The organism is Leptotrichia sp. HSP-342, assembly GCF_041199995.1.
Lineage (GTDB): Bacteria > Fusobacteriota > Fusobacteriia > Fusobacteriales > Leptotrichiaceae > Leptotrichia > Leptotrichia mesophila.
In genome coordinates this window covers 1,530,606-1,556,661 of the sequence record NZ_CP165646.1, presented here as the reverse complement: position 1 = coordinate 1,556,661, position 26,056 = coordinate 1,530,606, and the positions used below count along the sequence as shown (strand labels likewise).

General features: G+C 29.0%; 27 protein-coding genes and 1 tRNA gene. 20 read left to right on the top strand and 8 right to left on the bottom strand.

Annotation, left to right across the window (positions count from 1 at the left end):
• The first annotated feature begins 128 nt into the window (after positions 1-128).
• From AB8B23_RS07965 to AB8B23_RS07945, 5 genes are all read left to right on the top strand, one after another.
• Complete coding sequence (locus AB8B23_RS07965; RefSeq protein WP_369712303.1) at positions 129-650, top strand: GrdB-related putative oxidoreductase; 522 nt, start codon at positions 129-131, stop codon at positions 648-650.
• A gap of 134 nt (positions 651-784) precedes the next feature.
• Positions 785-1,774, top strand: a complete 990-nt coding sequence (locus AB8B23_RS07960) for a hypothetical protein (protein ID WP_369712302.1) — start codon at positions 785-787, stop codon at positions 1,772-1,774.
• A gap of 5 nt (positions 1,775-1,779) precedes the next feature.
• Positions 1,780-2,859, top strand: a complete 1,080-nt coding sequence (locus tag AB8B23_RS07955; protein WP_369712301.1) for a M42 family metallopeptidase — start codon at positions 1,780-1,782, stop codon at positions 2,857-2,859.
• Between the two features lie 27 nt (positions 2,860-2,886).
• On the top strand, positions 2,887-3,852 hold the full coding sequence (locus tag AB8B23_RS07950) for a N(4)-(beta-N-acetylglucosaminyl)-L-asparaginase (RefSeq protein ID WP_369712300.1): 966 nt from the start codon (positions 2,887-2,889) through the stop codon (positions 3,850-3,852).
• A gap of 12 nt (positions 3,853-3,864) precedes the next feature.
• The gene (locus AB8B23_RS07945) at positions 3,865-5,067 is read left to right on the top strand and encodes a Sapep family Mn(2+)-dependent dipeptidase (RefSeq protein ID WP_369712299.1); all 1,203 of its coding nucleotides are present in this window, start codon (positions 3,865-3,867) and stop codon (positions 5,065-5,067) included.
• A 132-nt stretch (positions 5,068-5,199) separates the two neighbouring features.
• Here the strand turns inward: AB8B23_RS07945 and AB8B23_RS07940 are convergent, their stop codons facing one another.
• The 5 genes from AB8B23_RS07940 to AB8B23_RS07920 all read right to left on the bottom strand — a co-directional run bounded on the left by AB8B23_RS07940 (position 5,200) and on the right by AB8B23_RS07920 (position 8,564).
• Positions 5,200-6,447 (bottom strand): dicarboxylate/amino acid:cation symporter, encoded by a 1,248-nt coding sequence (locus AB8B23_RS07940; protein ID WP_369712298.1) that lies wholly within the window; start codon positions 6,445-6,447, stop codon positions 5,200-5,202.
• Positions 6,448-7,119: 672 nt separating this feature from the next.
• Complete coding sequence (locus AB8B23_RS07935; RefSeq protein WP_021743204.1) at positions 7,120-7,386, bottom strand: type II toxin-antitoxin system RelE family toxin; 267 nt, start codon at positions 7,384-7,386, stop codon at positions 7,120-7,122.
• Entirely contained in the window at positions 7,376-7,612 is a 237-nt protein-coding gene (locus tag AB8B23_RS07930) for a DUF6290 family protein (protein WP_026746023.1), read from the bottom strand. Before AB8B23_RS07930 ends, AB8B23_RS07935 begins: the two co-directional genes overlap by 11 nt.
• Positions 7,613-7,709: 97 nt before the next feature.
• Entirely contained in the window at positions 7,710-8,003 is a 294-nt protein-coding gene (locus AB8B23_RS07925; RefSeq protein WP_369712297.1) for a hypothetical protein, read from the bottom strand.
• Between the two features lie 63 nt (positions 8,004-8,066).
• Positions 8,067-8,564 (bottom strand): methylated-DNA--[protein]-cysteine S-methyltransferase, encoded by a 498-nt coding sequence (locus tag AB8B23_RS07920; RefSeq protein ID WP_369712296.1) that lies wholly within the window; start codon positions 8,562-8,564, stop codon positions 8,067-8,069.
• 196 nt (positions 8,565-8,760) lie between these two features.
• Between AB8B23_RS07920 and AB8B23_RS07915 the strand changes: the two genes are divergently transcribed.
• The 3 genes from AB8B23_RS07915 to AB8B23_RS07905 all read left to right on the top strand — a co-directional run bounded on the left by AB8B23_RS07915 (position 8,761) and on the right by AB8B23_RS07905 (position 12,186).
• The gene (locus AB8B23_RS07915) at positions 8,761-9,720 is read left to right on the top strand and encodes a hypothetical protein (RefSeq protein WP_369712295.1); all 960 of its coding nucleotides are present in this window, start codon (positions 8,761-8,763) and stop codon (positions 9,718-9,720) included.
• Between the two features lie 68 nt (positions 9,721-9,788).
• The gene (locus AB8B23_RS07910; RefSeq protein ID WP_369712294.1) at positions 9,789-10,592 is read left to right on the top strand and encodes a hypothetical protein; all 804 of its coding nucleotides are present in this window, start codon (positions 9,789-9,791) and stop codon (positions 10,590-10,592) included.
• Between the two features lie 364 nt (positions 10,593-10,956).
• Entirely contained in the window at positions 10,957-12,186 is a 1,230-nt protein-coding gene (locus AB8B23_RS07905) for a replication-associated recombination protein A (RefSeq protein ID WP_369712293.1), read from the top strand.
• Positions 12,187-12,270: 84 nt separating this feature from the next.
• Here AB8B23_RS07905 and AB8B23_RS07900 read toward each other — a convergent pair whose 3' ends face one another.
• From AB8B23_RS07900 to AB8B23_RS07890, 3 genes are read right to left on the bottom strand one after another with little or no spacing between them, the layout of a single operon-like run.
• Positions 12,271-12,954, bottom strand: coding sequence for a hypothetical protein (locus AB8B23_RS07900; RefSeq protein WP_369712292.1), 684 nt, complete (start codon positions 12,952-12,954; stop codon positions 12,271-12,273).
• 39 nt (positions 12,955-12,993) lie between these two features.
• Positions 12,994-13,785, bottom strand: coding sequence for a hypothetical protein (locus AB8B23_RS07895; RefSeq protein WP_369712291.1), 792 nt, complete (start codon positions 13,783-13,785; stop codon positions 12,994-12,996).
• A gap of 30 nt (positions 13,786-13,815) precedes the next feature.
• Positions 13,816-14,832, bottom strand: a complete 1,017-nt coding sequence (locus tag AB8B23_RS07890; protein WP_369712290.1) for a hypothetical protein — start codon at positions 14,830-14,832, stop codon at positions 13,816-13,818.
• A 331-nt stretch (positions 14,833-15,163) separates the two neighbouring features.
• On the opposite strand from AB8B23_RS07890, the gene purH reads away from it, so the two are divergent.
• The 12 genes from purH to AB8B23_RS07830 all read left to right on the top strand — a co-directional run bounded on the left by purH (position 15,164) and on the right by AB8B23_RS07830 (position 25,955).
• Entirely contained in the window at positions 15,164-16,684 is a 1,521-nt protein-coding gene (gene purH, locus AB8B23_RS07885) for a bifunctional phosphoribosylaminoimidazolecarboxamide formyltransferase/IMP cyclohydrolase (RefSeq protein WP_369712289.1), read from the top strand.
• 540 nt (positions 16,685-17,224) lie between these two features.
• Complete coding sequence (locus AB8B23_RS07880; RefSeq protein ID WP_021743216.1) at positions 17,225-17,635, top strand: hypothetical protein; 411 nt, start codon at positions 17,225-17,227, stop codon at positions 17,633-17,635.
• Positions 17,636-17,659: 24 nt separating this feature from the next.
• Complete coding sequence (locus AB8B23_RS07875; protein WP_021743217.1) at positions 17,660-18,193, top strand: hypothetical protein; 534 nt, start codon at positions 17,660-17,662, stop codon at positions 18,191-18,193.
• 13 nt (positions 18,194-18,206) lie between these two features.
• A complete protein-coding gene (locus AB8B23_RS07870; RefSeq protein WP_021743218.1) occupies positions 18,207-18,674 on the top strand; it encodes a protein-export chaperone SecB in 468 nt (155 codons plus the stop codon).
• A 284-nt stretch (positions 18,675-18,958) separates the two neighbouring features.
• The gene (locus AB8B23_RS07865) at positions 18,959-19,144 is read left to right on the top strand and encodes an excalibur calcium-binding domain-containing protein (protein WP_369712288.1); all 186 of its coding nucleotides are present in this window, start codon (positions 18,959-18,961) and stop codon (positions 19,142-19,144) included.
• A 251-nt stretch (positions 19,145-19,395) separates the two neighbouring features.
• Positions 19,396-19,472: transfer RNA gene (locus AB8B23_RS07860), tRNA-Lys, on the top strand.
• Between the two features lie 510 nt (positions 19,473-19,982).
• A complete protein-coding gene (locus AB8B23_RS07855; RefSeq protein WP_369712287.1) occupies positions 19,983-20,990 on the top strand; it encodes a DKNYY domain-containing protein in 1,008 nt (335 codons plus the stop codon).
• 37 nt (positions 20,991-21,027) lie between these two features.
• A complete protein-coding gene (locus AB8B23_RS07850; protein WP_369712286.1) occupies positions 21,028-22,407 on the top strand; it encodes a DKNYY domain-containing protein in 1,380 nt (459 codons plus the stop codon).
• Between the two features lie 165 nt (positions 22,408-22,572).
• Positions 22,573-23,946 carry a cation:dicarboxylate symporter family transporter gene (locus tag AB8B23_RS07845; RefSeq protein WP_369712285.1) on the top strand — a complete coding sequence of 458 codons (1,374 nt, stop codon included), beginning with the start codon at positions 22,573-22,575 and terminating at the stop codon, positions 23,944-23,946.
• 252 nt (positions 23,947-24,198) lie between these two features.
• On the top strand, positions 24,199-25,374 hold the full coding sequence (locus AB8B23_RS07840; protein WP_369712284.1) for a YARHG domain-containing protein: 1,176 nt from the start codon (positions 24,199-24,201) through the stop codon (positions 25,372-25,374).
• A gap of 72 nt (positions 25,375-25,446) precedes the next feature.
• Entirely contained in the window at positions 25,447-25,686 is a 240-nt protein-coding gene (locus tag AB8B23_RS07835) for a type II toxin-antitoxin system Phd/YefM family antitoxin (protein WP_315288341.1), read from the top strand.
• Positions 25,680-25,955 (top strand): Txe/YoeB family addiction module toxin, encoded by a 276-nt coding sequence (locus AB8B23_RS07830; RefSeq protein ID WP_369712283.1) that lies wholly within the window; start codon positions 25,680-25,682, stop codon positions 25,953-25,955. The genes AB8B23_RS07835 and AB8B23_RS07830 overlap by 7 nt, the downstream gene beginning before the upstream one ends.
• Positions 25,956-26,056 lie beyond the last annotated feature (101 nt).

Genomic DNA, 26,056 nt, shown 5'->3' with positions numbered 1-26,056 from the left:
ATTTATGGTTTGAGTAAAATGGTCATAGCTTTTGAGTTTTGTTTTAAACAAGTTTTACTATAAAAAAGTATTATTGTTAATGAATATAAAAAATGAAAGCAGAATTTTGACAGAAAAGAGGAAAGATAATGAAAATAGTTTTATTTTTTGATCAGATTCAATCTGGAACAGGCGGGAAAGAAGGAGCTAATGTGGAACTTGCACTGGAAAAGGGTGGAATAGGTTCATACATGATGTTTTCAGAATATATAAAAAATATAGGTGGAACAGTACTTGCAACAACATACTGTAGCGACAGCTATTTTAAGGAAAATCAGGAGCTTGTCCTTGAAAAGATGACAGGTCTTCTGAATAAGGTAAAAGCTGATATTCTTTTGTGTGGGCCATGTTTTAACTATTACAACTATGCAGAAATGTCCTCCATTTTAGCAGAACACGTAAAAAAGGAAACAAATTGCAAACCTGTAGTTGTATGTTCAGAAGAAAATAAAGAAATAATAGATAAATATAAAAATGATCTGGTAATGATAAAAATGCCAAAAAAAGGTGGAGTAGGATTACGGGAATCACTTCAGAATATGGCAAAAGTAATTAAGAAGGTTTATGATGAGGATAATTTATCCGAAGTAAACGATTATATATATAAATAGTTAGGAAAAAATTATCGCAAAAATTTAAATAAAATATATAAAAAGCAGAAATTTTTACATTATTTTTGGATATCTTTGGGATAGTTTTATCTATTAATTTATCTGTATTGTCAAATAAAAGAAATGGAGTAAATATGAGACTAAAAGAATTATGTCAGTTAAATGGAGTTTCAGGGGATGAGAAAGAAGTGCATGATTTTTTGTATAATGAATATAAAAAAAGAAACCTTTCAATAATAAAGGACAGACTTGGCTCTGTTTTTGGTCTTAAAAAAGGAAACAACTCGTCATATAAAATAATGATAAGTTCCAACATGGATGAAAGTGGAGGAATGATTTCAGACATCAGGAAAGACGGACTGATGGAATTTTTAACAATAGGGCTTTATGAAAAAAGTCTGTTTGAGCAGAGAACAGTAAAAATACTTAACAGAAGACATGAAGAATATACAGGATTTATAGTAAAAAATGAAAATGAACTTTTACTTGATACAGGATATGGAAGTAAAGAAGAAGTTTTAAAGGCAGGAATTCAGATTGGAGATATTTTTTTACTTGATGTCCCAACTTTATGCCTTCCGGAAGGAGAGATATTTTCTAAAAATCTTTCTAACAGGGCAGGACTTGAAGTTGGTCTTACAGTTCTGGATAAACTGGAAGAAGGTAGCGAAAATCTTCCATTTGATGTGGCAGTAGGCGGAATATCCCATTCAGTAACAGGTCAGCGTGGTGCAATAACGGCAACGACTGCTGTAAAACCTGATATAGCTATTGTCATTGATGCAGCATATGTAAAAGAACCTAAAGAAAATGCCATATATATTCGCAGTTTTGATAAGTCAATGCTTCCAAATCAAATGTTAAAACAGGAATTTTATGAAGCTGCACAGAAAAAAGGATATATTCCTGAAGGGCATGTTCAGCTGGAAGCAACAGACGGTTCTTTTATCCATAAGTCATTGGAGGGAACTCCGACAGTTGTGCTTGTACTACCTTTGAAACATAAACAGGCTCTTTTAAATTCGTTAAAAATAAAGCACATAAATAATCTTAGTGATGTAATCATAGAGTTTATTAAGGGACTGACTGCTGAAAAAATAGAAAAATTCGGATTTAAAGGGTGAGAAAAATGAATTTTGATATAAGATGGGAAGTTTTGAAGGAGCTGACAGAAACTTATGCAATTTCAGGATTTGAAGAAGATATTGTCAATATATTGAAAAAGCATATCAATCTTCCATTTTCTCAGGATGGTCTTGGATCCTGCCTTTTTACAAAGGAAGGAGATAGAATTTCCATAATGATAGCCACTCATATGGATGAAGTAGGATTTGTCGTAAAGGAAATAGATGAGCAGGGGTACCTGTATTTTCAGAATGTAGGAAACATGTGGTCGCATGTTCTGCTTAACCAGAAGGTGGCAGTTATAAATGAAAAAAAGAATATATATTATGGTGTTATTGGTGGACCTGCAGTCCATTCAATAAAGGAAAAGGAAAGAGAAAAGGTATTGCCAATTGATAAACTATATATTGATATGGGAGTTAGCAGTAAAAAACGGATTGAAAAACTGGGAATAAAAGTAGGAGATATGATATGTCCGTATGGAGAAATGATAGAGCTGAATGAAGAAGGATACCTTGCAGGAAAAGCCTTTGACAATCGTGTGAGTGTAGCGACAGGAATATGGCTTATGAATATGCTGAAAAAGGAAAATATAGGTAATAAGATTACTCTCGCGGCAACGGTACAGGAGGAAGTGGGACTTAGGGGTGCAAGAACAACAGCACATAAAGTATTTCCTGACCTGGCAATAGCTGTGGATACTACTTTGGCAGGGGATACTCCCTTGAATAAAAACAATATAAAGCTTGGAAAAGGAGTAGCTATTAATGTTATTGATTCAATGACCATAATGAACAGGGGACTGCTTATTTATATTGAAAATTTATGCAGAAAGAATGACATTCCTTATCAGCTGAGCTGTTTTACAGATGGGGGGACTGATGCAGGAAATATTCATAAGTCAGGAACTGGAATACCTGCAACAACTTTATCTATACCTATGAGATATATGCATACTCATCTTGGAGTCGTACATAAGGACGATATAATTGCAACATTGAAACTGCTAAAACTGATAGTAGAAGATTTGACTCCTGAAAAGTATGGCAGAATACTGAAGGAAAACTATAATTACAGTGAATAAGATGAAAAAACTTGAGGAGGTAAGAAGATGTGGGGAATAATTGCAACATGGTGCATGGCACATAATGGTGTTAAAGAAGCTGTAAAAATACTGAAAAATGATGGAAAAGCGGGAGAAGCGATAGAAACAGCAATAAAAAATGTTGAAGATTTTCCTTTTTATAAATCTGTAGGTTACGGTGGACTTCCAAATGAAGAAATGGAAGTGGAACTGGATGCGGCATACATGGATGGAAGCAGCTTTGATTTTGGTGCAGTATGTGCCATTAAGGATTTTGCCAATCCTATATCTGTTGCCAGAGATTTGAGTCATTTAAATGAAAACAGCATGTTAGTAAGTGAAGGCGCAGAAAAATATGCGCATAAAAGAGGTTTTGAAAGAAAAAATATGCTTACAGAAAGGGCAAAAATACATTACAGAAACAGATTGAAGGATATGGCACATATAAAAGAAATAGAAATAAAGCCCTATTCAGGACATGATACGGTTGGTATGGTGTGCCTTGATAAAGAAGAAAATATAGTTGCAGGAACTTCTACAAGCGGACTTTTCATGAAAAAGAAAGGAAGAGTGGGAGATTCGCCTGTAATCGGTTCAGGACTCTATGCTGACAGTGAGATTGGAGGAGCAAGTGCAACAGGACTTGGAGAAGATATAATGAAGGGGATAATTTCATATGAGATAGTAAAACTTATGGAAAGTGGTCTTTCTCCTCAGAAAGCATGCGAAAAGGCTGTATTCACTTTTGAGAAGAAATTGATAAGAAAAAGAGGGAAAGCCGGAGATATTTCTGTAATTGCCATGAATAACAAAGGGGAATGGGGAGTGGCTACAAATATTGAAAATTTTTCCTTTGTTGCAGGAAATGAAAAGACTCCTGTAAAAGTATACAGGACAAAAAGAAAAGGCAATAAAATGATACACGAAGAAGCGACTGAAGAGTGGCTGCAGGAGTATATCAATGAAAGAACTAAACCTCTTATAGAAAAGTAAGGCAGGTAGAAAATGGATAAAAATACGAATGATAATAAAAAATATGATAAAAACAGGAATATTTCCGATGAGGAAATAATATTGAAAATAAAAGAAGAAGTAAAAAAAATACAGCCTGAATTAATAGAGAAAATACGTGAATTAGTTTCAATTTACAGTATTCAGACGGAACCTGAAGAAAATGCTCCATTTGGAAAAGGGCCTGCTGAGGCACTGGATAAAGCTCTGGAAATATCAGAAAAACTGGGATTTAATACAGCGAATATAGATAATAAAATAGGTTATGCAGAATATGTACCAGAAGAAATAAGGGATTATGAGGAATATATAGGGATTTTTGGACATGTAGATGTTGTTCCTCTTGGTGAAGGGTGGAAGTATCCTCCATTAGGTGGAAAAATAGAAAATAATCGCATATACGGAAGAGGTGTTCTGGATAATAAGGGTCCAATTCTATCAAATCTTTTTGCACTCCATATTCTGAAAAAATTAGGAATAAAATTTGATATTCCTGTAAGAATAGTTTTCGGAACAAATGAAGAAACAGGATTTGCATGTGTAAAACATTATCTGACAAAGGAAAAAGTCCCTATTTTTGGCTGGACTCCTGACTGTAAATGGCCAGTTGTGTACGGAGAAAGGGGAAGGCTTAAGGTAAGAATATATTCTGAAATGAAAGATTTAGAGAAATTATATGAATTTGTAAACGAATATATTTTATCAGTACCTAATAACGGTGTGAAATTAAAAATAAACTTTAAGGATGATGATTTCGGAGAAATGATATTAAGAGGGTACAGATTTGGAATTTTTGAAAACAGACATTTTTTTGAATTTGTAATGAGCTATCCTGCAATATGTAAAAAAGAACAGCTTATGGATCTAATCAGGAGTAATTTGACGGAAGGAACGGAGCTGGAGGAAATTTCCAACTGGAATCCAGTTCTATATGATAAAAATTCTGAATATGTGCAGACTTTACAGAAAGTATATAATTATGTTACAGAGTTTAATGCAGAACCTGTCACAACAACAGGAGGAACTTATGCAAAAATAATTCCTAATATTATTGCATATGGTCCAAGTTTTCCAGGTCAGAAGGATATAGCACATTTACCTGATGAGTGGCTTGATTTATCAGATTTAGAGAAAATAACAGAGATTTATGCATTTTCATTATATGAAATAAGTAAGTTGAAAAATAGAAAAGAATAACTTGAAATAAAAAACTGTCTAATAGTCCTATTCTAAGATTAAAAGACAGTTTTTGAATAATTTGTTTAAAAATAATAATTTTATATAAATAATATAATTTTTCAGTCTAATTTTAGCGAAATTTTACTAAAATTAGTTATAGAATTTTTGGGGATCTGTAATTTCATTTTCACTTCTAGCTACAACCATTGTGCAGACAGCATCTCCTGTTATATTTACTGCTGTTCTGAACATATCTATTATTCTGTCAACACCTATTACAACACCAATTCCTTCAAGCGGTAATCCTGCTTGTTTTAATACAAGCGAAAGCATTAGCATACCTGCACCTGGAACCCCTGCTGTCCCAACAGAAGCCAGTACCGCTGTTAAAATAATTCCCAAATATTGTGTTGGACCTAAATGAATATTATAAAGATTTGCAATAAATACTGCAGCAACACCTTGCATAATTGCCGTACCGTCCATATTTACAGTTGCTCCTAAAGGAATTGTGAATGAACTTATTTCCTCAGATATACCAAATTTTTCTGTTAAAGTTTCAATATTTACTGGGATTGTTGCATTGCTGCTGGATGTAGAAAATGCAACTGATATTACATTAAAGAATTTTTTGAAGAATCTTAATGGACTTACTTTTGCCATAGTTGCTAACATTATTTGATAAACACCTGTATGAATAACAAATGCAAATAATGTTGCAGCCACAAATCCAAGCAATTTTACAAGCACATCCACACCTGTTGAAGCAACAACTTTTGAAATTAGTGCGAATACTCCTATTGGAGCGACTTCCATTATAAGTTCCACCATTTTTAACACAAGTTCATTTGCTTCTTCAAGTAAGGCTTTTACATTTTTTACCTTATCTCCTAAAGCTGAAATTGCAACTCCTAATAGCAGAAAAAATACTATAATTGCAAGCATTTTTTCCTCTGACATTGCATTAATAATGTTTTTTGGAATCATATCAAGAAGAATATCAATAAGTTTACCTTGCTCTGCAATTTTAAATTCGCCTTTAGGAAGTTCTCCATGAACCATTCCCATTCCGATTCCAGAAACTTTTGCTACAAATAATCCAATTGCTACAGCAATAGCAGTAGTTGCAAAATAGAAACCCAAAACCTTTGTACCAATTCTTTTAAGTTTTTTTATATCTCCAATAGAAGCTGCTCCCATTGCAAGAGAAATAGAAACTAACGGTACAATCATAACTTTCATAAGATTGATAAACATTCCTCCAAAAAAAGTAAGGAATGAATCAATAACGACATCTTTTACGAAGGGATTTTTTGCAAAAGGACTTAATATTAGCCCAAATACAATCCCAAGTATTAGTCCAATCATTATTCTGGTTGTTAATCCCATTTTTTTCATAGATTTTTTTACAGTATAAAATACTGCCTCCTTTCTCAAATTTATAAAATATACTATATTTTAACTTTTTATCAAAAAATTTACAACCCATAAAAAAATTTTTTTTATCCTGACAAATAAATGAAAGATTTTAAAAGAATTTTTTGTTTATCTGACAGTACAATTAAATAATACTAAACCATTAATCCGTCGGAGCATTTTTCTATGCTGGCAAAACTGTTTGAGCATAGCGAGTTTTTTGTCAGTGCAGGAAAATGTTGTAGACTAGCCATAGGTTGCGTAGCAATCTTTCCACAATTTTAATTATTAGGATAAATCTTTACTGCAAGATAAGGATTTTCGGCAATGAGCAATCCTACGAAAATAAAATAGAAAAAAATTGAATGATTATGAGTTAACTATTGAAAAAACCTATTATAAAAATTTATTCTCATTTTTAAACAGAGTTTAGTATAAAATTAAATAAAATAATAATAAAATAAAACTGCCCTTTATCCCTAAAAATAAGAATATCAGACAGTTTTTATTATAGTAAAACTAGTTTAAAACAGAACTCAAAAATTATGACTATTTTACTCAAACCCTAAATTATATAATTTCTATCAGTTTAATTTTAAATGGGTTCGAGTATATTTTCAATTCTCAATTAACCCAATAAATTTAGAAATAATTCTAAATATAAATTTTATCCCTTTTATCTATTTGAACAATTAAAATGACTAATTTATCCTTTTCAATTTTTGCAATAATTCTATAGTTTTCAACTCTATATCTCCAAAATCCTTTCAGATTGTATCTTAATGCTTTACCAAATTTTTTTGGATTATCTGTATTATTAAGATTTTGTTTAATGTATCTCATAATTTTTAGTTTCATAGAATCATCTAGTTTATTTAATTGTTTTTCAGCTTTTTGTCTGATGATAACTTTATATTTCATTTTCCAATCCCATTTTTTTTACTAAATCTTCAAATGAAATTGCTTTTTCCTTGTTTAACTTATACTCTTCATAAGCCTCAACAGCCAATTTGTAGTCCTCTTCATCTTCGATTTTTTCAAGAATTAAATCTAACATTACTTGGTTTAAATTGATATTATTTTCCTTAACATAGTTGTTTATTTTATCTTCTATGTCAGGATGAGCGTTTATAGAAACGGTTATCATAAAATTCACACCCTTTCTTGTTATTTTTGTTAATAAAATTTTAACATAAAAAATAATAAAAATCAACGAAAATATTATTTCTTCTATTTTACTCTATTTATTTGGTTTCTTTGGATACAAATAATTTTATTCTATTTGGAGTGTCAATAGTTACTGTATTTTCTTTTGTATTTGGGAAATTTTTTTCAAATTTTTCTTTAACTAATGATAGATGTATTTCTTCAACACCTGTAGAGTTATCATTTTTAGGAATCTTTCTTTTTCCGTTTTCTTTTTTATCTTTTAAAACTTTCATTTTTAGTAATTTTAAATAATAATCTCTCATTTTTTCGATATTTTTTACTCTTAAAGTTATAAAATTAAAATTTAATCCATAATTTTTATTATTCATTAATATTCCTTCTTTCAAAATTTCAAAATTCAAACATATTATAATCAATTTATTGAGAATCTGCTATTTTATTTCAATGCCTTCCAGTTCCAATAAAAACTCTTTTATATGGAGTCCTCCACCATATCCGACTAACTTTCCATTCATACCAATTACACGATGGCAGGGAATAAAAATTGAGATTTTATTTCGATTGTTTGCCATTCCGACTGCACGGACTGCTTTTTCGTTATTAATTGCAACTGCTATATCCTTGTAGGAACGGGTTTCGCCGTAAGGAATTGTTTCAAGAGCGTTCCAGACGGAATTTTGAAAAGGAGTTCCTTCTTTTAAAAGTGGCAAGTCAAAATTTTTTCGTTTTTTGGAAAAATACTCAAATAACTGATTTTTTGCCTTTTTTATTAACTCGGTTTCTTTAATTTGAAAGTTATCATCATTTTTCAATTTTTCAATTTCATAATTCCAGATTACATCAGTAATATGAGAATCATTTTCTGTTGTGGCAAGTCCAATTTTTCCAATTGGAGTATTGGTTTCATAAAAATAGATATTTTTTTTCATTGTTATTAGCCTTTCAATTTTTTATATTTAAAATTTGAATTTTTTAATTCATTTTGTGGTAAATGTATTATAATATGGTTGGGTAAAAAAGTAAATAGGGAGTAAAAAAGTAAAAATTTGAAATGAAAACTTTAACATTTTCAGAGTTCTCTTTTTATGATATAATGGGAAATAAATTAGATGAGGTTTTTCAGTTATGTTGAATAAGTCATTATGGGAAAAGAAAATATTTAGGGATAGCTTTCTTTTAAAAAAATTTATGAGTAAAAAATTAAAATTGTGGCTGTATAATCAGTATAAAAAAGAAGAAACAGATAGTGGAGAAGAAGAGATAATAATTAAGGAAAATTTAAGTTATGAATTACTTTGTGACATTTTAAACAATACAGAAAAATATGTAAAAGTCAAAAATGGAAATTTTGAAAATAAATTTTTGATTTATAACGAAGAAGTAAAGGATGGAGAGCCATTTATTATTGCAGTATTTAGAGATATTTATGCTTTTTGCGTTTTTTTTTATATAAGTAAAAAAGAAGGAAAGTATATTGTTAATAATAAATGGTTTGATGAAATTGAAATAGGGAATACTCAGGAGTTTTTAAATAATTTGCAGGAATACAACGTAAATCTTGATGTTCCTGAATTTGTAAATTTAAAAAAATATTATTGGGATGAATTGAGGTTAATTGAAAAAATCTTAAAGAGATATTTTGATACAGGGAAAATAGAAGTCAAACTAGATGAAAATATTAAAATTAACCGTAAATATAGCGGAATAAAATTAGGAAATCACATTGAAAAAGTAATTCCTGAATCAGAGAAAAGAAATCTAAAAAAATATTGTCAGTATTTGTTCTATGAAGACAAGGGACAGAAATATTCATTATTTGCAAATCCAAAAACTGGAAAAATTGTAAAGATTGATATAAAAGATGAGAAGTATTTTCCAGCAGAAGATTTGAAAATTGGTGATTACTTAACCGAAGAGAAAATGGTGAAATATGAAATTTATTACGATGAAGCTGATGAAGATGTGTGGCTTAGTGAAGTAATAAAAGAATTAGCAATAGTAACAGAACTTGTTGGGGAGTATCCTAATCAGAAAGAAAAAATACTGTGGTATGTCTGGTTTGATTATAAAGAGTACAGTTTTTAAGAGAAATAAATCATACTTAAAATTGTAAATGTTGATTTACAAAAATTTAAAATATAATGGAGGCTTTTATGAGAAATTTTGAAAAAATAGAAAATAGGAATTTTATTGATATTTTATTGGGAGCTGTTAAAATAGTTGGAATAATGATTTTTACGTGGGGTGTTCTAATTTTTCAAAGAGGTATTTTTGGCAGTTATTATTTCAATAGTGTGGCAAAAACAGGAGATTTGAAAGCTGGAGAAATGGTAACGCTTGTTCAGACGTTATTTAGCCTTGTTGTACTGATTATATTAAGTGTTATTTTTATAAAAATGATGAAGGCTAGATTTGGTAAGGAGAATTTGAATAAAATAAAATTCTGGACTTTTGTTATAATCGTGATAACTTTTGTTTTATTTGCACTTGGAGTGACTTTTTCGATGATAAATTCGATAGTTAAAAATATTGGAAGTATTTCTTTGAGTGATAAAATTACTATATTTTTTAAAACGGGAGTTTTAGAAGGAATAAAAGGGATGCAGTTAATTGGATTTTTATTGACAATGTGTTTATTTTCAATTAAAGTTTATGAGAATAATAAGAAAAAGAGTCTATTTGCAATAATCTTTGCTGGCGTAAGTTCAATAATTCTAATGATAATTTTTTATTTTGTTGGGCTATTTTTAGATTTATATCTGCTTCAAACAAGTCAAGGCTGGAAAATGGAAACACTCTCTGGATTTATAAGAGAAATAATGCAAAATGCAAATATGCAGGAAGTAGTGTTTAATTATTATTTTTATTTAACATCATCTGTTGTTGTAATAGTTATAATAATATTAATTTTAAACGTTTTTTCAGATAATAAAAAGAAACTTTATGGAGAAGAATAGTTTTTAAAACTGTTGAAAATATTGATGTTTAATGATTAAAGTTTTGAAAAATGATATTTGTGTTTGTAATTTACTTTATTTAAAAAAAATTAAAATATTTGTTGACGAATTAATGTTTTAGTGATATACTTAATTCAAGATAAATTGATCGTTTTGATCATCGGTCTTGTCGTATTTAAATAAGTTATGACAAGACTTTTTTGTTTTAAGGAGAAGGGGAATGAAAGAGGAAAATTATTTATTAGAACAACAAATAGAAATTTTAAAAGAAAAAAAGAATAATTACTTATTTAGAAGTTAATTTTTATTTGTATTTTTAATATTTAGAAAATTAAATAAAATTATAAAAAAGGAAATATAAAAAATGAATTTATTTGATGAAGTATATGAAGATAAGAAGCCGCTAGCATTTAGATACCGTCCAAAAAGTCTTGATGATTTTTATGGTCAGAAGAGATTGGTTGGGGAAAATGGGATTTTGAGGAAGATTATTGAACGTGGAAACTTTATGAATGCGATTTTCTGGGGAGCACCGGGAACAGGAAAAACTACGCTTGCAGAGATAATCGCTGATAAAATGAATTACCATTACGAATATTTGAATGCTATAAAAGCCTCTGTAATAGATATAAAGAATATTTCTGATAAGGCACACAGCAGTTTTCACACAAATGGACAGCAGACATTACTATTTTTAGATGAAATTCATAGATTTAACAAGTTGCAGCAGGATTCACTTTTGGAAGATTTGGAAAATGGAAATATTATTTTAATTGGAGCGACTACTGAAAATCCTTATTATAACTTGAATAACGCATTATTATCAAGATGTATGGCGTTTGAATTTAAGAAGCTGAGTGAGGATGATTTGCTTAAAATATTGAAAAATATTAATGAAAAGGAGAATTTTGGAATTTTAGATGATATTTTAGGATATATTTCGGAAATAATCGAAGGGGATGCAAGGCAGGCTATAAATATTTTGGAACTGATAACAAATGTTGGAGTGGAGTTTAAGCTGGAAGAAGTAAAGGAAATTTTGAATACAAAAAAATCATATCACAGGACAGCAGACAAGTACAATACAATTTCAGCGATGATAAAAAGCATTCGTGGAAGTGATCCTGATGCGGCTGTCTACTGGATGGCGAAAATGCTGTCTGGTGGCGAAGATATTTTGTATATTGCAAGAAGGCTTGTGATTTTAGCTTCTGAAGACATTGGGCTTGCAAATCCGCAGGCTTTACCAGTTGCTGTGGCAGGGCTTAATGCAATAAAGGAAATTGGAATGCCCGAAGCCAGAATTATCTTATCTGAAGTGGCAATCTATCTCGCAATTTCTCCCAAGAGCAATTCAGCCTATAATGCCATAAATTCAGCACTAAGCCACATTGAAAATGAAAAAATTCAGGAAGTGCCAGTTCATCTCACAAAAGTTGGAGCAAAAGACTACAAATACCCACACAATTATGAAAATCATTATGTAGACCAAATTTATATGAATGAAAAAATCAAATTTTATGAACATGGGGAAAATAAATTTGAAAAGGCGGCAGATGAGTGGTTGAAGAAGATTAAAAAGAATCAAAAATAAATTGTCTATTAAATTTTGAAAATAGTTAGTATAAAAATACTCAAACAATAGTGTGGTTAGTTGTCTGAGTATTTTTTTGAATATTTAATAACAAGCTGAAGGATCATAATTTTGTACAAAATTTCTTGCTGTGTCACGTTCACAGTCGTATTTAATGACTGAATCTCCAGACATTTTGCTTTCTATGAGCAATTTATTTAAATTATATTCAGCTAACTGATTACTGCTGGCATTTGGTAAATGAAGTATTAAACCGTATTCTATTTCTACTCCATTACTGATACCTGTTGCAGCCCAAACTGTACCGATATATTTTTTTAGAGAAGAAGTGCTTATGTTTTTAAAGCCTTTTAAATTTATATATCCCTTTTTTCCTTTATCTTTTCCATCCAAAACTTGAACTAATATTTTGTTATTACTTCTTATTCCTTTTATTTCAACAAGTGTATAATCCATATCAGAAGCTGTAAATCTTCTTTCATATGGATCAACTTCTTTTGTTTCAGTCTTAGTTTCGTTGGTTTTGGTTTCACTTTTTTTGTTGTCCTCTTTAGCCTGAGTTTGTACTGAAGCCATCATTTGATTTTCCAACTGTCGTTTTTCCTGTTCCTTTTGAACTTTTTCCATCTCGCTTATTTTATTTTTCATACTTACAAATTGGTAAATACCACCACCTATGATGATAAATCCTATAACCAGAACAAGTGCAATTATTATTCCAATTAGAATTTTTACTAAATTTTTGTTTTCAACATTATTATTTTCCATTTATATTTCTCCTAAATTTTAAATTTAAAATGTTTAATACTATTTCTTTTTCAAATATTTCCAATTAATGTATCCAAATTTATGTTGTCCTAAAACTTCAACATATACTCCTTCAACATCAAAAGGACTTATATCAATTGGATCTATGACTACAATTGTTCCATTTTTTATTTTATCACGAATAGTCGAATTATCATACGCTTTTCTAGTAAGATTGGCATAACCATTTGGAGATTTTACTATAAATTTTTCTTTTTTACAATTTTCTTCACTAATACTTTTACTTGCACATACAGGAATATCATCTTCTTCATAATCTTCGCCTATTATTACTTTTTTATAATCATTTCTTTTTTCAACGTCAACTATATTTCCATGAATCTCAATATCCTGAACTTCTTGATTAAATGAAATTCCCACAGGATTTCCGTTAATGTCAGCATCTTTAGAAATTTTACAAAATTGATGATTTTTCTCAAGACACGAATCATAATCTATTTTTATGTCTTGATTATTATTATATACACCATCCATCATTTCAGCATACATCGCATTGATAAATAAACCATGTTCAATATGAAATTCTGTTATTTTGGGATCAAGAATACAATTATTTAAAATCCTATTTTCATCAAAGTGAATTGCCTGTACTTTGTTAGCATTTTTACCAAGTTTTATCATAATTGTTCCATCTTTTTTGTTTTGTCCAAAATAACTTCCATTTAAATCATTTACACTAATTTCATAGATTGTTTTAGGATTACATTTCTCATAAGCCATCCCAACAATGTTTACAACAAACAAACTTAAAATTAACAACAATTTTTTCATAATTTTTCTCCAATCTTTTAAAATTTATTTTTACCAAGTAATGTCATTTAATTTTTCTGCAATTTCTAAAGTTGATAATCTTTCTACATTTTCAATTTCTAAATCTAATTTTAAGTCAAAAAATCTAGAGCCTAGCAAACCATATTTTGAAGTTTTTTTAAATTCTGTTGGGCAAAAATCATTATCATCAAATAAAAAGAAAATATGTCCTTTTGAAATATCTCCATAGCCATAAATTTCTGGAAATTCTTTTATTGTGCTTATTATTCTGTTTTCTTCCTCGCTAGTAATTTCTACATTGCCTGAAATTTTTTCAGTAATTAATTTTCCTTCTTTTGTAAGTTCAGCCAAAAAAACTTTGTTTATTTTTCCAATATATTTCACTTCTTTTGCAGTATATATTCCAGTAAATTGATGGTTTGAATATCCTCTGGATTCAGGTTGGAAGTATAAATGATATTTTTCATTTAATTCAAAACTTTTATTGCATGGAACGATTCTGAATACATTTTTTATTAGACCCATTGAACTGCAATAATAATAAAAATCTTTGGATAAACGGTATAGTTCTTCATTAAAAGGATATTCGTCCGCAATTTCCTGAAGGGAAGAAATTAATTCGGAAAAAGTTATTGAAACAAAATTAAAATTATAAATTCCTATTCTTTGATTTATAGATTTTATGGTAGTTTCATCAAAGGTAGAATCGCTTATGTGAATTAATATATTTGTTTCAGATAAATTTTCGTTTTTGCAGTAATTAATAAGTTTTTTTGTATTATCTAATCCTGCAATTTTAGTTTCAATAATGATTTTTGTTGCTTTTGTCTGAATATACCCATCAATAATTCCTCCTTCCTTTTGTGATTTTTGTTGTGTAAAAACAGGGATAACCTCATAATTGATATTTTCTGGAAGAACACTGTTTATAAATAATTCATAAATTTTTGGATTTATTCTATATAAATTTGATAGAAGTAATAGAATATTATTTGTAATAGTATTCTCTCCTTTAGAGTAAATTTGAAATGGATTAATAAATCCCATAAAAAAACCTCCTTTTTGTTTTAAAGTTATATTTTCCTTTTAATTATACTATTTTTTTTTTTGCTTATAAGGGAATTAAATTGTAGTTAATTTTATAGATTATTGTATAATAATTTTAAATTTACAATTTTACAGTTGAATAATAAATAATTTTATGTTATGCTTTATAAGCAAAAGATTAAAACATATATTAAAACAAAAAAAGCGATAAAAGACTGTCTTGTATTTAAGGCAGCTTTTTATTTGAAAGTTAATAATTACACAACCTTGATAAATACAAGGGTTTATGGTAAAATAAATTAACAAAAATATATTGGAGGAATGATGCCGAATGAAAAAAAGAGCTTTGATTAGTGTTTTTGATAAGACTGGGATATTGGAATTTGCACAGTTTTTAAATCAAAAAGGTGTGGAAATTATTTCGACTGGAGGGACTTATAAGTTTTTGAAGGAAAACGGGCTTTCCGTAATAGATGTTTCGGAAGTTACTAATTTTAAGGAAATGCTAGATGGAAGAGTGAAAACATTGCATCCGAATATTCATGGTGGAATTTTGGCAATTAGGGACAATAAGGAACATATGGATACGATTGCAAAAGAAGGAATAGAGACAATTGATTATGTTGTTGTTAATCTTTATCCGTTTTTCAGGGAAGTTCAGACAGATAAGACTTTTGATGAAAAAATCGAATTTATTGATATAGGCGGGCCTACAATGCTTCGTTCGGCTGCAAAATCATTCAAGGACGTTATAGTTATCTGCGAAACAGAAGACTATGAGAAAGTTATGAAAGAAATTGAAAATAATGGGGAAGTTTCATTTGAAACAAAAAAAAGACTGGCTGGGAAGGTGTTTAATTTGACATCAGCTTATGATGCGGCTATCTCTAATTTCTTGCTGGAAGAGGAATATCCAAAATATTTGAATGTTTCGTATGAAAAGAAATTTGACTTGAGATATGGCGAAAATCCTCACCAATCATCTGCATACTACGTTTCAACTACTGAAAATGGAAGTATGAAGGATTTTGTCCAGTTAAATGGAAAAGAATTGTCGTTTAATAATATCAGGGATATGGATATTGCTTGGAAAGTGGCAAATGAATTTGATGAAATTGCCTGCTGTGCTGTAAAACATTCTACTCCTTGCGGTGTGGCAGTTGCAGATGATGTTTTCATGGCTTACAAAAAAGCTCATGATTGTGATCCAGTATCAATTTTTGGTGGAATTGTTGCAATTAATAGAGAAATTGATGCAAAAACTGCACAGGAACTGAATAAAATTTTCCTAGAAATCGTAATTGCTCCAGCATTTACTGATGAAGCTCTGGAAATATTAAAATCCAAGAAAAATTTGAGAGTAATAAAATGCGAAGTTGCAAAACCGCAGGATAAAGTGGAATATGTAAAAGTTGATGGCGGAATATTAGTTCAGCAGACAAATCAGAAGATGATTGACAATATGGAAGTTGTAACGAAAAAACAGCCAACAGAGCAAGAATTAAAAGATATGGAACTTGGAATGAAAGTCGTGAAACACGTAAAATCAAATGCAATTGTGGTCGTAAAAGATGGAGCGGCAACAGGAGTTGGAACAGGACAGACAAACAGAATCTGGGCAACTCAGCACGCACTTGAACACGCCAAAGGAGACTTAGAATCACTGGAAGGAGCAATTCTGGCATCAGACGCATTTTTCCCATTTAGAGACTGTGTAGACGAAGCTGCAAAATACGGTATCAAAGCATTAGTACAGCCAGGCGGCTCAATTAGAGACAAAGAGTCAATCGAAGCTGCTGATGAACACGGAATGACAATGGTATTTACTGGAATCAGACATTTCAAACATTAAAATTAAAAAAATATTTGTTTTTATAGATAAACTGTGCTAAAATATATAAAAAAGGGTAATCTATATCAAAATTTAAGAATAGAGGGACAATTAAAATTCAAAAAACTATATAATCCCAATTATATGATGGGATATAGACCACCCCGATATCGAAGGGGACTAAAACCTTATCAAAAACGCAAAGGACAACATTAACAGATATAGACCACCCCGATATCGAAGGGGACTAAAACATAATATCTGTATCTATATAAATTTCATTTATGATATAGACCACCCCAATATCGAAGGGGACTAAAACTTAAGATACTCCTTGCTTACATTTACATAAGGATATAGACCACCCCAATATCGAAGGGGACTAAAACTTAAGATACTCCTTGCTTACATTTACATAAGGATATAGACCACCCCGATATCGAAGGGGACTAAAACATAAGGTATGATATAATAAAGTACATCGTTTTTTATACTTTAATTAGAATAATTAAATTTAATGTATAAAAAATAACTCATAAATACTAAAAAAGGAGTTTAGAAATGAGTTTGTTAGATAAATCAAATCAAAATTTCGAGATAGCAGAGGATGCGGCTAAAAAAGGCTATTTTGATACAGCGGTTAGCAGATTATATTACAGCAGTTTTCAAAGAATGAACAATTTTATAGATCAAAGAAAAAGCAATAATGTACAAAAAATAACAACATCAGATAATCAAATATTAGGGATATTGGGAAAAGGGAATATAAATCAGCTCGGAAGTCACGAAAAAAAGTTTTTAGAATTGTGTCAATATGATAATAGTATGATAAGTATAATGAGTTATATCATTAATATGAAAATACAGAGAAAAATAGCAGATTACAAAGAGCAACATATTATAGAACAAGAATATCAAAATATAAAAATACAAGCAGAGTTTATCAATAATTATATAGATAATAATTTATAATATAAAATTTAGGAGGAGTTTGAAATGGATGTAAAAGGAGTGTTTGAGAAGTTTAAAAAGCAAATAAAAATATCTTATCCAGATATTTTGGTAGGTTTCGAAGAAATAGAGGAATATTACAGGGTTTATTATTATTTAAAAGGCTTTAATATTAAAGATATGAATTTTCATAAAATAATGGGTACTGCTATATTAGAAACTTTTTATGAAAACGGGATTTTTAATTTAGGTCAGACTTTTATCAGCTTGGAAGAAGCCAAAAAAGTTTTTCCAGAGTTAAATAAAGAAATAATAATTTCGCGAATGGATTTAACTAAAGAATATAGAAGAGAATTAAAAATGATGGTTGCAATTGAAGAAAAGATGAAAATAGAACTTGAAAAAATAAGGGATAAAGAAAGAATTATAAAAGAATTTGAAATTGAAAAAAATACAAATGAATTTAATAATGAAATCAAAAAATTTATAAATAAATTGAATATTACAAATGCAGAAAAATATCTAGAAAGCTTAAGTTGGGACAATAAAAAAGTTTCTGGATTATCTTCGGCAGCTTAGAAAGGACAAGAAAATGGATAAAAATAGAGGCGAGAGAAATATAATGGAACAAAAAAATAATCCTAAAATTTCTTTTGAAAATTATAGAATAAATAAATTGCTATTAAGAGATTTAGAAGAGGGGGAAAAAGAAGGGCAAATTGGAATATCTATTGGTTTGAATGATAAAAAAAATCAAGTAAAGCTTGGCATAGACATAACGACAAAAACTAGATTTGTAGAAATAGAAATGCTAGGGGTATTTGAATTTGATGAAAAAACACCAGAAGATGAAAAAGAAAAATTTTTAGAAATAAACGGAGCAGCAATACTTTACCCTTATATTAGAGCATATATTTCGACTATAACCTCGTTTAATAAAGAGGGAAACGCTTTAATAATACCAACTATAAATTTCCAAAGTTTGTATGAAGAACGAGTAAAAAAGCAAAAAGAAAAATCTAAAACAAATACAAAAAAGACAAATACTAAAGCAAAATAGAGCCTAATGATTCTTTTTTCTTTGAAATTTCTTTCAAATGAGGTATAATATATTAAAAATTTAAAGGAGTTGAAAAATGGCAGCATTTATTGTTATATTAAGTATCTTTTTTGGGATAATATGATATAGACCACCCCAATATCGAAGGGGACTAAAACATATAGTTTGTCCTATGCCTTTTAAAGGTTGATACAGACCACCCCAATATCAAAAACTGAAAAAAATAGATTTTATTTATAGGGTTAATTTTGGTTTACAAATATAAAAAAATGGAGGAAACCAAAATGAAAAAAATTTTTTTGATTTTGACATTGGTATTTGTTAGTGCAAATACATTTTCAGAAACGTTGCATTTCAAGAATTGTAAGGAAGCACGTGCAAAAGGTTACAAAAACATAAAAAAAGGCGAGCCAGGATATGCAAAACATTTAGACAGGGATAAAGATGGTATAGCTTGTGAAAGTAAATAAATTAAATGTAGAGTTGTTTCTTGATTGGGATAACTCTTTTTTGAAATTAGCAGATGGTAGGAATGAAACAGATAGCCTACTAAATATAAAAAAGGTGAAAGACATATTTTTTTATATATTTTTGTAATAAATATTTGACATCTATACAAAAAATGTATAAAAAAGAAATTATTAAATTGACAAATTGAAAAAAATGTGATATTATAATTAAGAATTGTTGAATAGAGTTATTTTTATAATTTGATTTTTATGGGACTGTAGCTCAACTGGTCAGAGCAACCGACTCTTAATCGGTAGGTTGTGGGTTCGATCCCCACCAGTCCCACCATCATCTTCTATAAAACAAAATATTAATGTATAATAAGAGTTTTTAGACTCTTATTTTTTTTTAAAATTTTGCTTAACAACCGATACAGTAGTATTGATTATAAATTTAAATAAAAAAATTAAATCTTTCTCAGTTATTGCAAAATACTTTAAGATAAGGATTGAATATAGAATAAAATTTATTGGAATCACGGCTATTAATTTAGCTGTGATTTTTGTTTTTTAAATGAAAAGTGTGATATAATTTATTAAATTAAAGTATGTTTATATTAGATATCATTTAAGAAATAAAAAAGTATTATTAAACATAATATTTGTAAACAAAGCTATAAAAGTCTTTAAGGTAGGTACTTAATGATAAAATTTAATTAAAAGATATTTTAATAGTTAATAGCATAATCTCGTAAAAAATAACTTTAATTTCATGAATTTTTTTGATTTCTGCTGTTTAAATGGGAAATAGTATCAGGTATTCAATTTGAGAGAAAAATTTTTAAAAGGAGCTTCATTTATGAAAAAAATTATTTTAAAAATGACAATATTATTAATGATAGTAATTATTCTAGCTTGTGGGAAGAGAGAAGATAAAGATGCAAAAATGGAAAATAAAAAGCAAAATGAAAGTGAAAGTATTGCTGAAAAGCCTAAAAATCAATATGTGACAGATAAAGGGAAAGTGTATTATGATGGAAAAGTTGTAAAAGGGGCTAAGGCTGGTACGTTTGAATGGATTGAAGGGACTTGGTATGGAAAAGATGAGAATAATGTCTATTTTGAAGGGAAGAAAATTGGAAAATTAGAAGGCAAGCCGATTGAGAGAGTAAATAATTATTTGGTAAAGTCGGGGAATGCCCTTTATTATTTTTATTGGAAAATTGATAATTTGAAAAACAGTAAGATGGAAATAATTGCGAATAAGGAAGATGGAGCTGAATATTATATTAAAGATGGGAAAAATGTTTACTTTTTAGAAAGAAATATTAATTTTCTTGAATTTGACGGGAAATTAATTTTACTAAGGAATATTGACTATAATACATTTGAAGTGGTTAATAAAAAATATTTTAGATATGTAAAAGACAAAACAGGAATTTATTATGTTGCAAATGGGAAGGCGGATGAATTGAAAGGACTGGATAAAAATAGTTTTAAAATCATTGATTTTGTCTTTTCTGCGGATAAGAATAGGGTGTACTATAGGGGAATTAAGCTGGAAAAGATTTTATCTAATGGATTTGAAGTTGTGGGAAATGTTTATGATGTGAGTTATTATCTGAAAGATAGGGAAAAGGTGTATTTTTTGAATGAAATATCCGAATTAAGTGTTGTAGAAAAGGCGGATTCAAAGACTTTTTCGTTGATAAACGATTTGTATTCAAAGGATAAAAATAATATTTTTTGCGATGGAAAGATTTTGGAAGGAGCTGATGTCAAGAGTTTTAAAGTATTTTATGATTCAGATGTAGAAACAGCGAAAGATAGCAAGCACGGGTATTATGATTGTTATTCTGTGAGATAATTAAAGGAATGATGGATTTGAAAAAAGGAGGATTTTTATGAGAAGCACTGTTTTAAGAATATTAGGTTTGTTAATTTTAATAGGAAATGCGGGATTTTCTGAATACATTATTGAAAATGGTAAAATTTATTATAATGAGGATTATCATAAAACTTTGGTTGTAAAGCGGATAGATGATGAAAAAAGTGAAAAATATTTAATAAAAAGTCCCGATTTAAAGAGTTTTAAAATTCTGAATGAGAATTTTGCGAAAGATAAGGATACTATTTACTATAAGGAATATGATATTTTGGAGGCAGATATAAATAGTTTTGAAATATTGGATGAAGATACTGGAAAAGACAAAAATTATATTTATTTATATGGGCAGACTATACGGTATGAAAATAGTGGCGAGCCGGTAGATATGAAAAAAGTTACTTTTTATGAGAATTCTAAGGGTAAAATGGATTATTTTAGAAATAAAAATGGCATCTATGTTTTGCAAGGAATGTATGCAGAAAAAGTTGATAATGTGGATAAAAGAACTTTTGAAGATTTAGGTGGAGGCTTTGGAAGAGATAAAAACTGGATTTATTCTGGAAAAATGAAATTAAGAAATATAGATAGGGAAAGTTTTGAAAATATTGGTGATGGATATATAAAAGATAAGAATGGTATTTATAGAAATACAGAAGTAATTTTTTATAATAGTGAGGATTCCTATAATATCTCAAGGTTGGAAAATGTTGATAAAGGGAGCTTTGAGAATATCGGAGAGGGATATTCAAAAGATAAAAATAATATTTACTACAATAATGAAAAATTTAAGAATATAGATGTAAAAACTTTTCAATTAATGGGTAATGGTTTTTCAAAGGATAAAAATAATGTTTATTTTGAAAAAAATAAAATTGAAGGAGCAGAAGCAAAAACTTTTCAAATAGTGGATAATTTCTTTGAAAAAGATAAAAGTAATGTTTTTTACAAAGAATATAAATTAAAAAACATAAGCCCAATTGAATTTCAGACACTATATATGAGTAAAAATGCTAATGTTGCATATGCAATATTTTTTAAAAATAAGGATGGAGTATTTAAGCTGTTAATTGAAGATCCTTTTGATTTGACGAAAAATAAGGTTGTAAAATTAAATGTAGATAAGGATAGTGTAAAAATACTTAGTAAAAATTATTATAAAGATAGAAATAATGTTTATTGTAATGACAAAGTGCTAAAAGGTGCTGATGTAAAAACTTTTGAAATGATAGGAAATGATAAGGATGAAGCAATGGATGAATTTGATGAATTTATAGATGCTTTGGAAAATATTTTTGATGATTCTAGTTCACTAGAAAAAAGCAATGAAACTAACAAGAGTACAATTACAGCACAAGATAAAAATTATAAATATGAATATTGTAGAATTGTGAAATAAACTTCAATTTTTTTAGTTTGTCGCAATATATTTTACAATCTATTTTATAAAATTTGTTATAAAAATGATTTAATTACAAAAATATCTTGACATAAAAATAAATTAATGATAATATTTGTATATAAAAATTTTAAGAATAAATTTTAAATAAAATTAGGAGGGAAAATGACAGCGATAGTGTTTTCAAGTATATGGATAGTAATTTTGATTTTACTGTTCTTTTTATTGATTCATATAAATGTGAATTTAAAGAAAAAATTTAAGTTTTCTACAAGGATAATAATTTCTACAGTATTAGGATTTGTTGCGGGAATTGTATTTCAATCAACGTTAGGATTAGTGGGAGCGGCTGAGCATGAGGTTGTTATAAAGAATGTGACAAATGCAGCTTCGTTAGTAGGGAGAGGATTTACGAGCCTTTTAAAAATGATAGTTATTCCGTTAGTTGGGCTATCTGTTTACAATTCAATAATTAATTCTAAAAATAATGAGAATTTGAGAAAACTGACCATAAAATCAGTAGTTTATTATACAGCGACTGTGGCTATTTCGGCGATTATTGGAATTGTAATTGCAATGACATTTAAGCTGGGAGTTGGAATGAAATTACCTGAAGGAATGGAAGCATGGGCTGGAAAAGGGGAATATAAAGGCCTTGTTGATGTTGTAGTCTCGTTTATACCGTCAAATATTTTTAAGGCTATGACAGAAACAAGTGTTATTGGAGTAGTAATATTTACAGCGTTTCTAGGATTTGCAACAAACCGAGTTGGATTAAAAAATCCTGAGAAAATAAAACCTTTGAAGGACGTAACAGAAGCATTGTTTTCAGTAATGACAAGCGTTACAATTACAATAATAAAAATAATTCCGTATGGAGTTGCGGCATTGATGTTTGATTTGACGGCTTCTTATGGGCTTGAAGTATTTAAAAATCTTGTTACATATCTGATTGTAATGTTTATTTCATTAGGGTTGGTTGTAATAATGCAATCTTTAAATCTTACAATACACGGTATAAATCCACTAAGATATTACAAGAAAGTAACAGCACCGTTAGTTCTATCATTTACAACAACTTCAAGCATGGGAACTTTACCTGTAACAATTGAAACATTGGAAAAAGAAGTAGGAGTAAGTTCACCAACTGCTAACTTTACAGCGACACTAGGGACAACAATAGGAATGAATGGTTGTGCAGGAGTATTTCCAGCAGTAATAGCAATAATGATTGCCAATATGAACGGCATTGCAATTACTCCAGTATTTTTAATAAGCCTTATAACAGTAATCGCATTAGGGTCGTTCGGTATGGCAGGAGTACCGGGAACAGCCTACATTGCAGCAACAGTCGTACTAGGTGGAATGGGATTGCCTTTTGCTCCAGTAGCTTTAGTACTGCCAATTGACTCAATAATAGATATGGGACGTACAGCAATAAATGTAAACGGTGCAATGGTAGTTTCGACTGTTGTAGACAAAGAAATGGGAACTTTTAATGAAGAAGTTTTTAAAGGGGAAAGAATAAGTGAAGCATAATAAATTTTTTAAAAATTTTTAAAGCAGTAAATTTATAGTTGCTCCTAAAATTTTTGCTTTGTCTATGTTATTAATAAATCTGTAATTAGATAAGTAATTTAATGGGTTAACAAGGATTGATTTCTGTGTAAAACAGGAGTTAATCCTTTTAATTTTTCTAAAAATAAAAATTAAAGATATTGACTAAAATTTAATACAAGGTATAATTTATAATGAAAAACAAAAAATTAATAAAAAATAGGAGTGGTTGCTATGAGAAAAATCAGAATATTTTTATTATTTTGCTTAATGTTTATTTTTTGTACAAATTTACTGGCAAATGATTGGGAATTTGGTTCAGAAGGTGGACATATTGTTCCAATGAATGTGTCTAATATTGCTATAAAGAGTGAGAAACTTCATTTTAAGCTGGAAAAAGTCAAGGGGGAGTATGGACCAGTAAATGAAATGGCGGTAACTGTAAGATTTGTGTTTGACAGTCCTGAGGCTGGCGAGAAATACATTGGGTTTATTACGCCTGAAGGTGGAAATGAGGAATGGGATGAAGTTAATCATTTTAAAAATTTTAGAACTATTGTAAATGGGAAAAGTGTAAATACAGTTTCTTACAGATTAACCGATTTTGTTCCAAAGGATGTAAAGAAACTTGAAGAAGTGAAAAAATATTTTAAGGAATATGACGAAGAAAAGGCAAAAGAGGAAGCCGACTATTATAAAAGAAGCTATGTTTATTATTTTAAAGCAAACTTTAAAAAGGGAGAAAATGTAATTGAGCATAGCTATCGTTACGATGGAAGTGGCGGTGTCGGATACAATGACTTTAATTATGTCTGGTCTACTATTTCAAAATGGAAAAATCAAAAAGTGGATGACTTTGAAGTAATTGTTGAGCCTGGAAGTGCTTTGATTGCAATCCCTGAAATAAAGATGAAAAATGGAAAATATATAGACTGGAAATTAGTTGGAGAAGGGAATATTGATTACGGATATAGAAATTATTACGATAGAGATGGGCAATATAAAGTTCTTTATGCAAAACTAAAAAAAGGATATTTACATTTTAAAACAAAGAATTTTAGTCCTGAAGATGAATTTAATCTATCAGAAATAGTATATCTAAACGGTAATTACTATTTTCCTGAAAAAACGGAAAAAGGCTATAAATACAGAGATGATTTAACAAAAGCCGCTTACAGTGCGGAATATTTAACAGCAGATGAATTAAAAGAACTTACCAATGAAGATTTGAAAATAATGAGAAATTATCCTTATGCAGTAGCAGGATATGATTTTTCTGATAAAAAATTAAAAGATTATTTCTCAAAATTCCTGTGGTATATTCCAATTGGAAAAAATGTGGAATTGGGAGAAGATGACTATGAAGTTATTAATAATGTGGATAAGATTATAAATAGCAGGAAAAAATAGAAATTATAAAAAATTGCTTGACTTTTATAACTATGTACTGTATTATGTACATAAATAAAAGGAGTGATTTTTATGACAAATACAAATGCAACTAATTTGAGGAAAAATTTATTTTCTTATTTAGAATCGGCAATTGACTATAATGATGTTATCAATGTGAACACTAAAAAAGGAAATGCTATTATCATTAGCGAAGCTGAATACAACGGTTTATTAGAAACTCTATACTTGTTATCAGATCCAACAATGAAAGAAAAAATTGAAGCTGCAAAAAATGCTGGTGATGAAGATTACGAGGCTTTTGAATGGTAGAAGAATACAAAATTTATATTTTGAAAAAAGCTAATAAGGATAAAGAGAAAATAAAGCAATTTCCAGCATTAAAAAATAATGTGGAAAAATTAATAAGTCTTATAAAGAAAAATCCTTTTCAAACGCCACCATCCTATGAGGTTTTAACTAAAGATTTGAAAGGTTATTATTCAAGAAGAATTAATAAACAGCACAGGCTAGTGTATGAAGTTATAGAAGAAGAGAAAAGAATAAATATCATTAGCATGTGGACACATTATGAAATTTAAAAATAGAATAAATAAATTGTGAAAGAAGACAGGTTACAAGTAAAATTGTAGCCTTTTTTGTTTTTTAAAAAAGTGTTATAATAAGTTTAAAATAAAAATTG

Bases quoted from the DNA above. Each gene is read 5' to 3' on its own strand.
- AB8B23_RS07965 (WP_369712303.1), top strand. From the start codon at position 129: ATGAAAATAGTTTTATTTTTTGATCAGATTCAATCTGGAACAGGCGGG.
- AB8B23_RS07960 (WP_369712302.1), top strand. From the start codon at position 785: ATGAGACTAAAAGAATTATGTCAGTTAAATGGAGTTTCAGGGGATGAG.
- AB8B23_RS07955 (WP_369712301.1), top strand. From the start codon at position 1,780: ATGAATTTTGATATAAGATGGGAAGTTTTGAAGGAGCTGACAGAAACT.
- AB8B23_RS07950 (WP_369712300.1), top strand. From the start codon at position 2,887: ATGTGGGGAATAATTGCAACATGGTGCATGGCACATAATGGTGTTAAA.
- AB8B23_RS07945 (WP_369712299.1), top strand. From the start codon at position 3,865: ATGGATAAAAATACGAATGATAATAAAAAATATGATAAAAACAGGAAT.
- AB8B23_RS07940 (WP_369712298.1), bottom strand. From the start codon at position 6,447: ATGAAAAAAATGGGATTAACAACCAGAATAATGATTGGACTAATACTT.
- AB8B23_RS07935 (WP_021743204.1), bottom strand. From the start codon at position 7,386: ATGAAATATAAAGTTATCATCAGACAAAAAGCTGAAAAACAATTAAAT.
- AB8B23_RS07930 (WP_026746023.1), bottom strand. From the start codon at position 7,612: ATGATAACCGTTTCTATAAACGCTCATCCTGACATAGAAGATAAAATA.
- AB8B23_RS07925 (WP_369712297.1), bottom strand. From the start codon at position 8,003: ATGAATAATAAAAATTATGGATTAAATTTTAATTTTATAACTTTAAGA.
- AB8B23_RS07920 (WP_369712296.1), bottom strand. From the start codon at position 8,564: ATGAAAAAAAATATCTATTTTTATGAAACCAATACTCCAATTGGAAAA.
- AB8B23_RS07915 (WP_369712295.1), top strand. From the start codon at position 8,761: ATGTTGAATAAGTCATTATGGGAAAAGAAAATATTTAGGGATAGCTTT.
- AB8B23_RS07910 (WP_369712294.1), top strand. From the start codon at position 9,789: ATGAGAAATTTTGAAAAAATAGAAAATAGGAATTTTATTGATATTTTA.
- AB8B23_RS07905 (WP_369712293.1), top strand. From the start codon at position 10,957: ATGAATTTATTTGATGAAGTATATGAAGATAAGAAGCCGCTAGCATTT.
- AB8B23_RS07900 (WP_369712292.1), bottom strand. From the start codon at position 12,954: ATGGAAAATAATAATGTTGAAAACAAAAATTTAGTAAAAATTCTAATT.
- AB8B23_RS07895 (WP_369712291.1), bottom strand. From the start codon at position 13,785: ATGAAAAAATTGTTGTTAATTTTAAGTTTGTTTGTTGTAAACATTGTT.
- AB8B23_RS07890 (WP_369712290.1), bottom strand. From the start codon at position 14,832: ATGGGATTTATTAATCCATTTCAAATTTACTCTAAAGGAGAGAATACT.
- purH (WP_369712289.1), top strand. From the start codon at position 15,164: ATGAAAAAAAGAGCTTTGATTAGTGTTTTTGATAAGACTGGGATATTG.
- AB8B23_RS07880 (WP_021743216.1), top strand. From the start codon at position 17,225: ATGAGTTTGTTAGATAAATCAAATCAAAATTTCGAGATAGCAGAGGAT.
- AB8B23_RS07875 (WP_021743217.1), top strand. From the start codon at position 17,660: ATGGATGTAAAAGGAGTGTTTGAGAAGTTTAAAAAGCAAATAAAAATA.
- AB8B23_RS07870 (WP_021743218.1), top strand. From the start codon at position 18,207: ATGGATAAAAATAGAGGCGAGAGAAATATAATGGAACAAAAAAATAAT.
- AB8B23_RS07865 (WP_369712288.1), top strand. From the start codon at position 18,959: ATGAAAAAAATTTTTTTGATTTTGACATTGGTATTTGTTAGTGCAAAT.
- AB8B23_RS07855 (WP_369712287.1), top strand. From the start codon at position 19,983: ATGAAAAAAATTATTTTAAAAATGACAATATTATTAATGATAGTAATT.
- AB8B23_RS07850 (WP_369712286.1), top strand. From the start codon at position 21,028: ATGAGAAGCACTGTTTTAAGAATATTAGGTTTGTTAATTTTAATAGGA.
- AB8B23_RS07845 (WP_369712285.1), top strand. From the start codon at position 22,573: ATGACAGCGATAGTGTTTTCAAGTATATGGATAGTAATTTTGATTTTA.
- AB8B23_RS07840 (WP_369712284.1), top strand. From the start codon at position 24,199: ATGAGAAAAATCAGAATATTTTTATTATTTTGCTTAATGTTTATTTTT.
- AB8B23_RS07835 (WP_315288341.1), top strand. From the start codon at position 25,447: ATGACAAATACAAATGCAACTAATTTGAGGAAAAATTTATTTTCTTAT.
- AB8B23_RS07830 (WP_369712283.1), top strand. From the start codon at position 25,680: ATGGTAGAAGAATACAAAATTTATATTTTGAAAAAAGCTAATAAGGAT.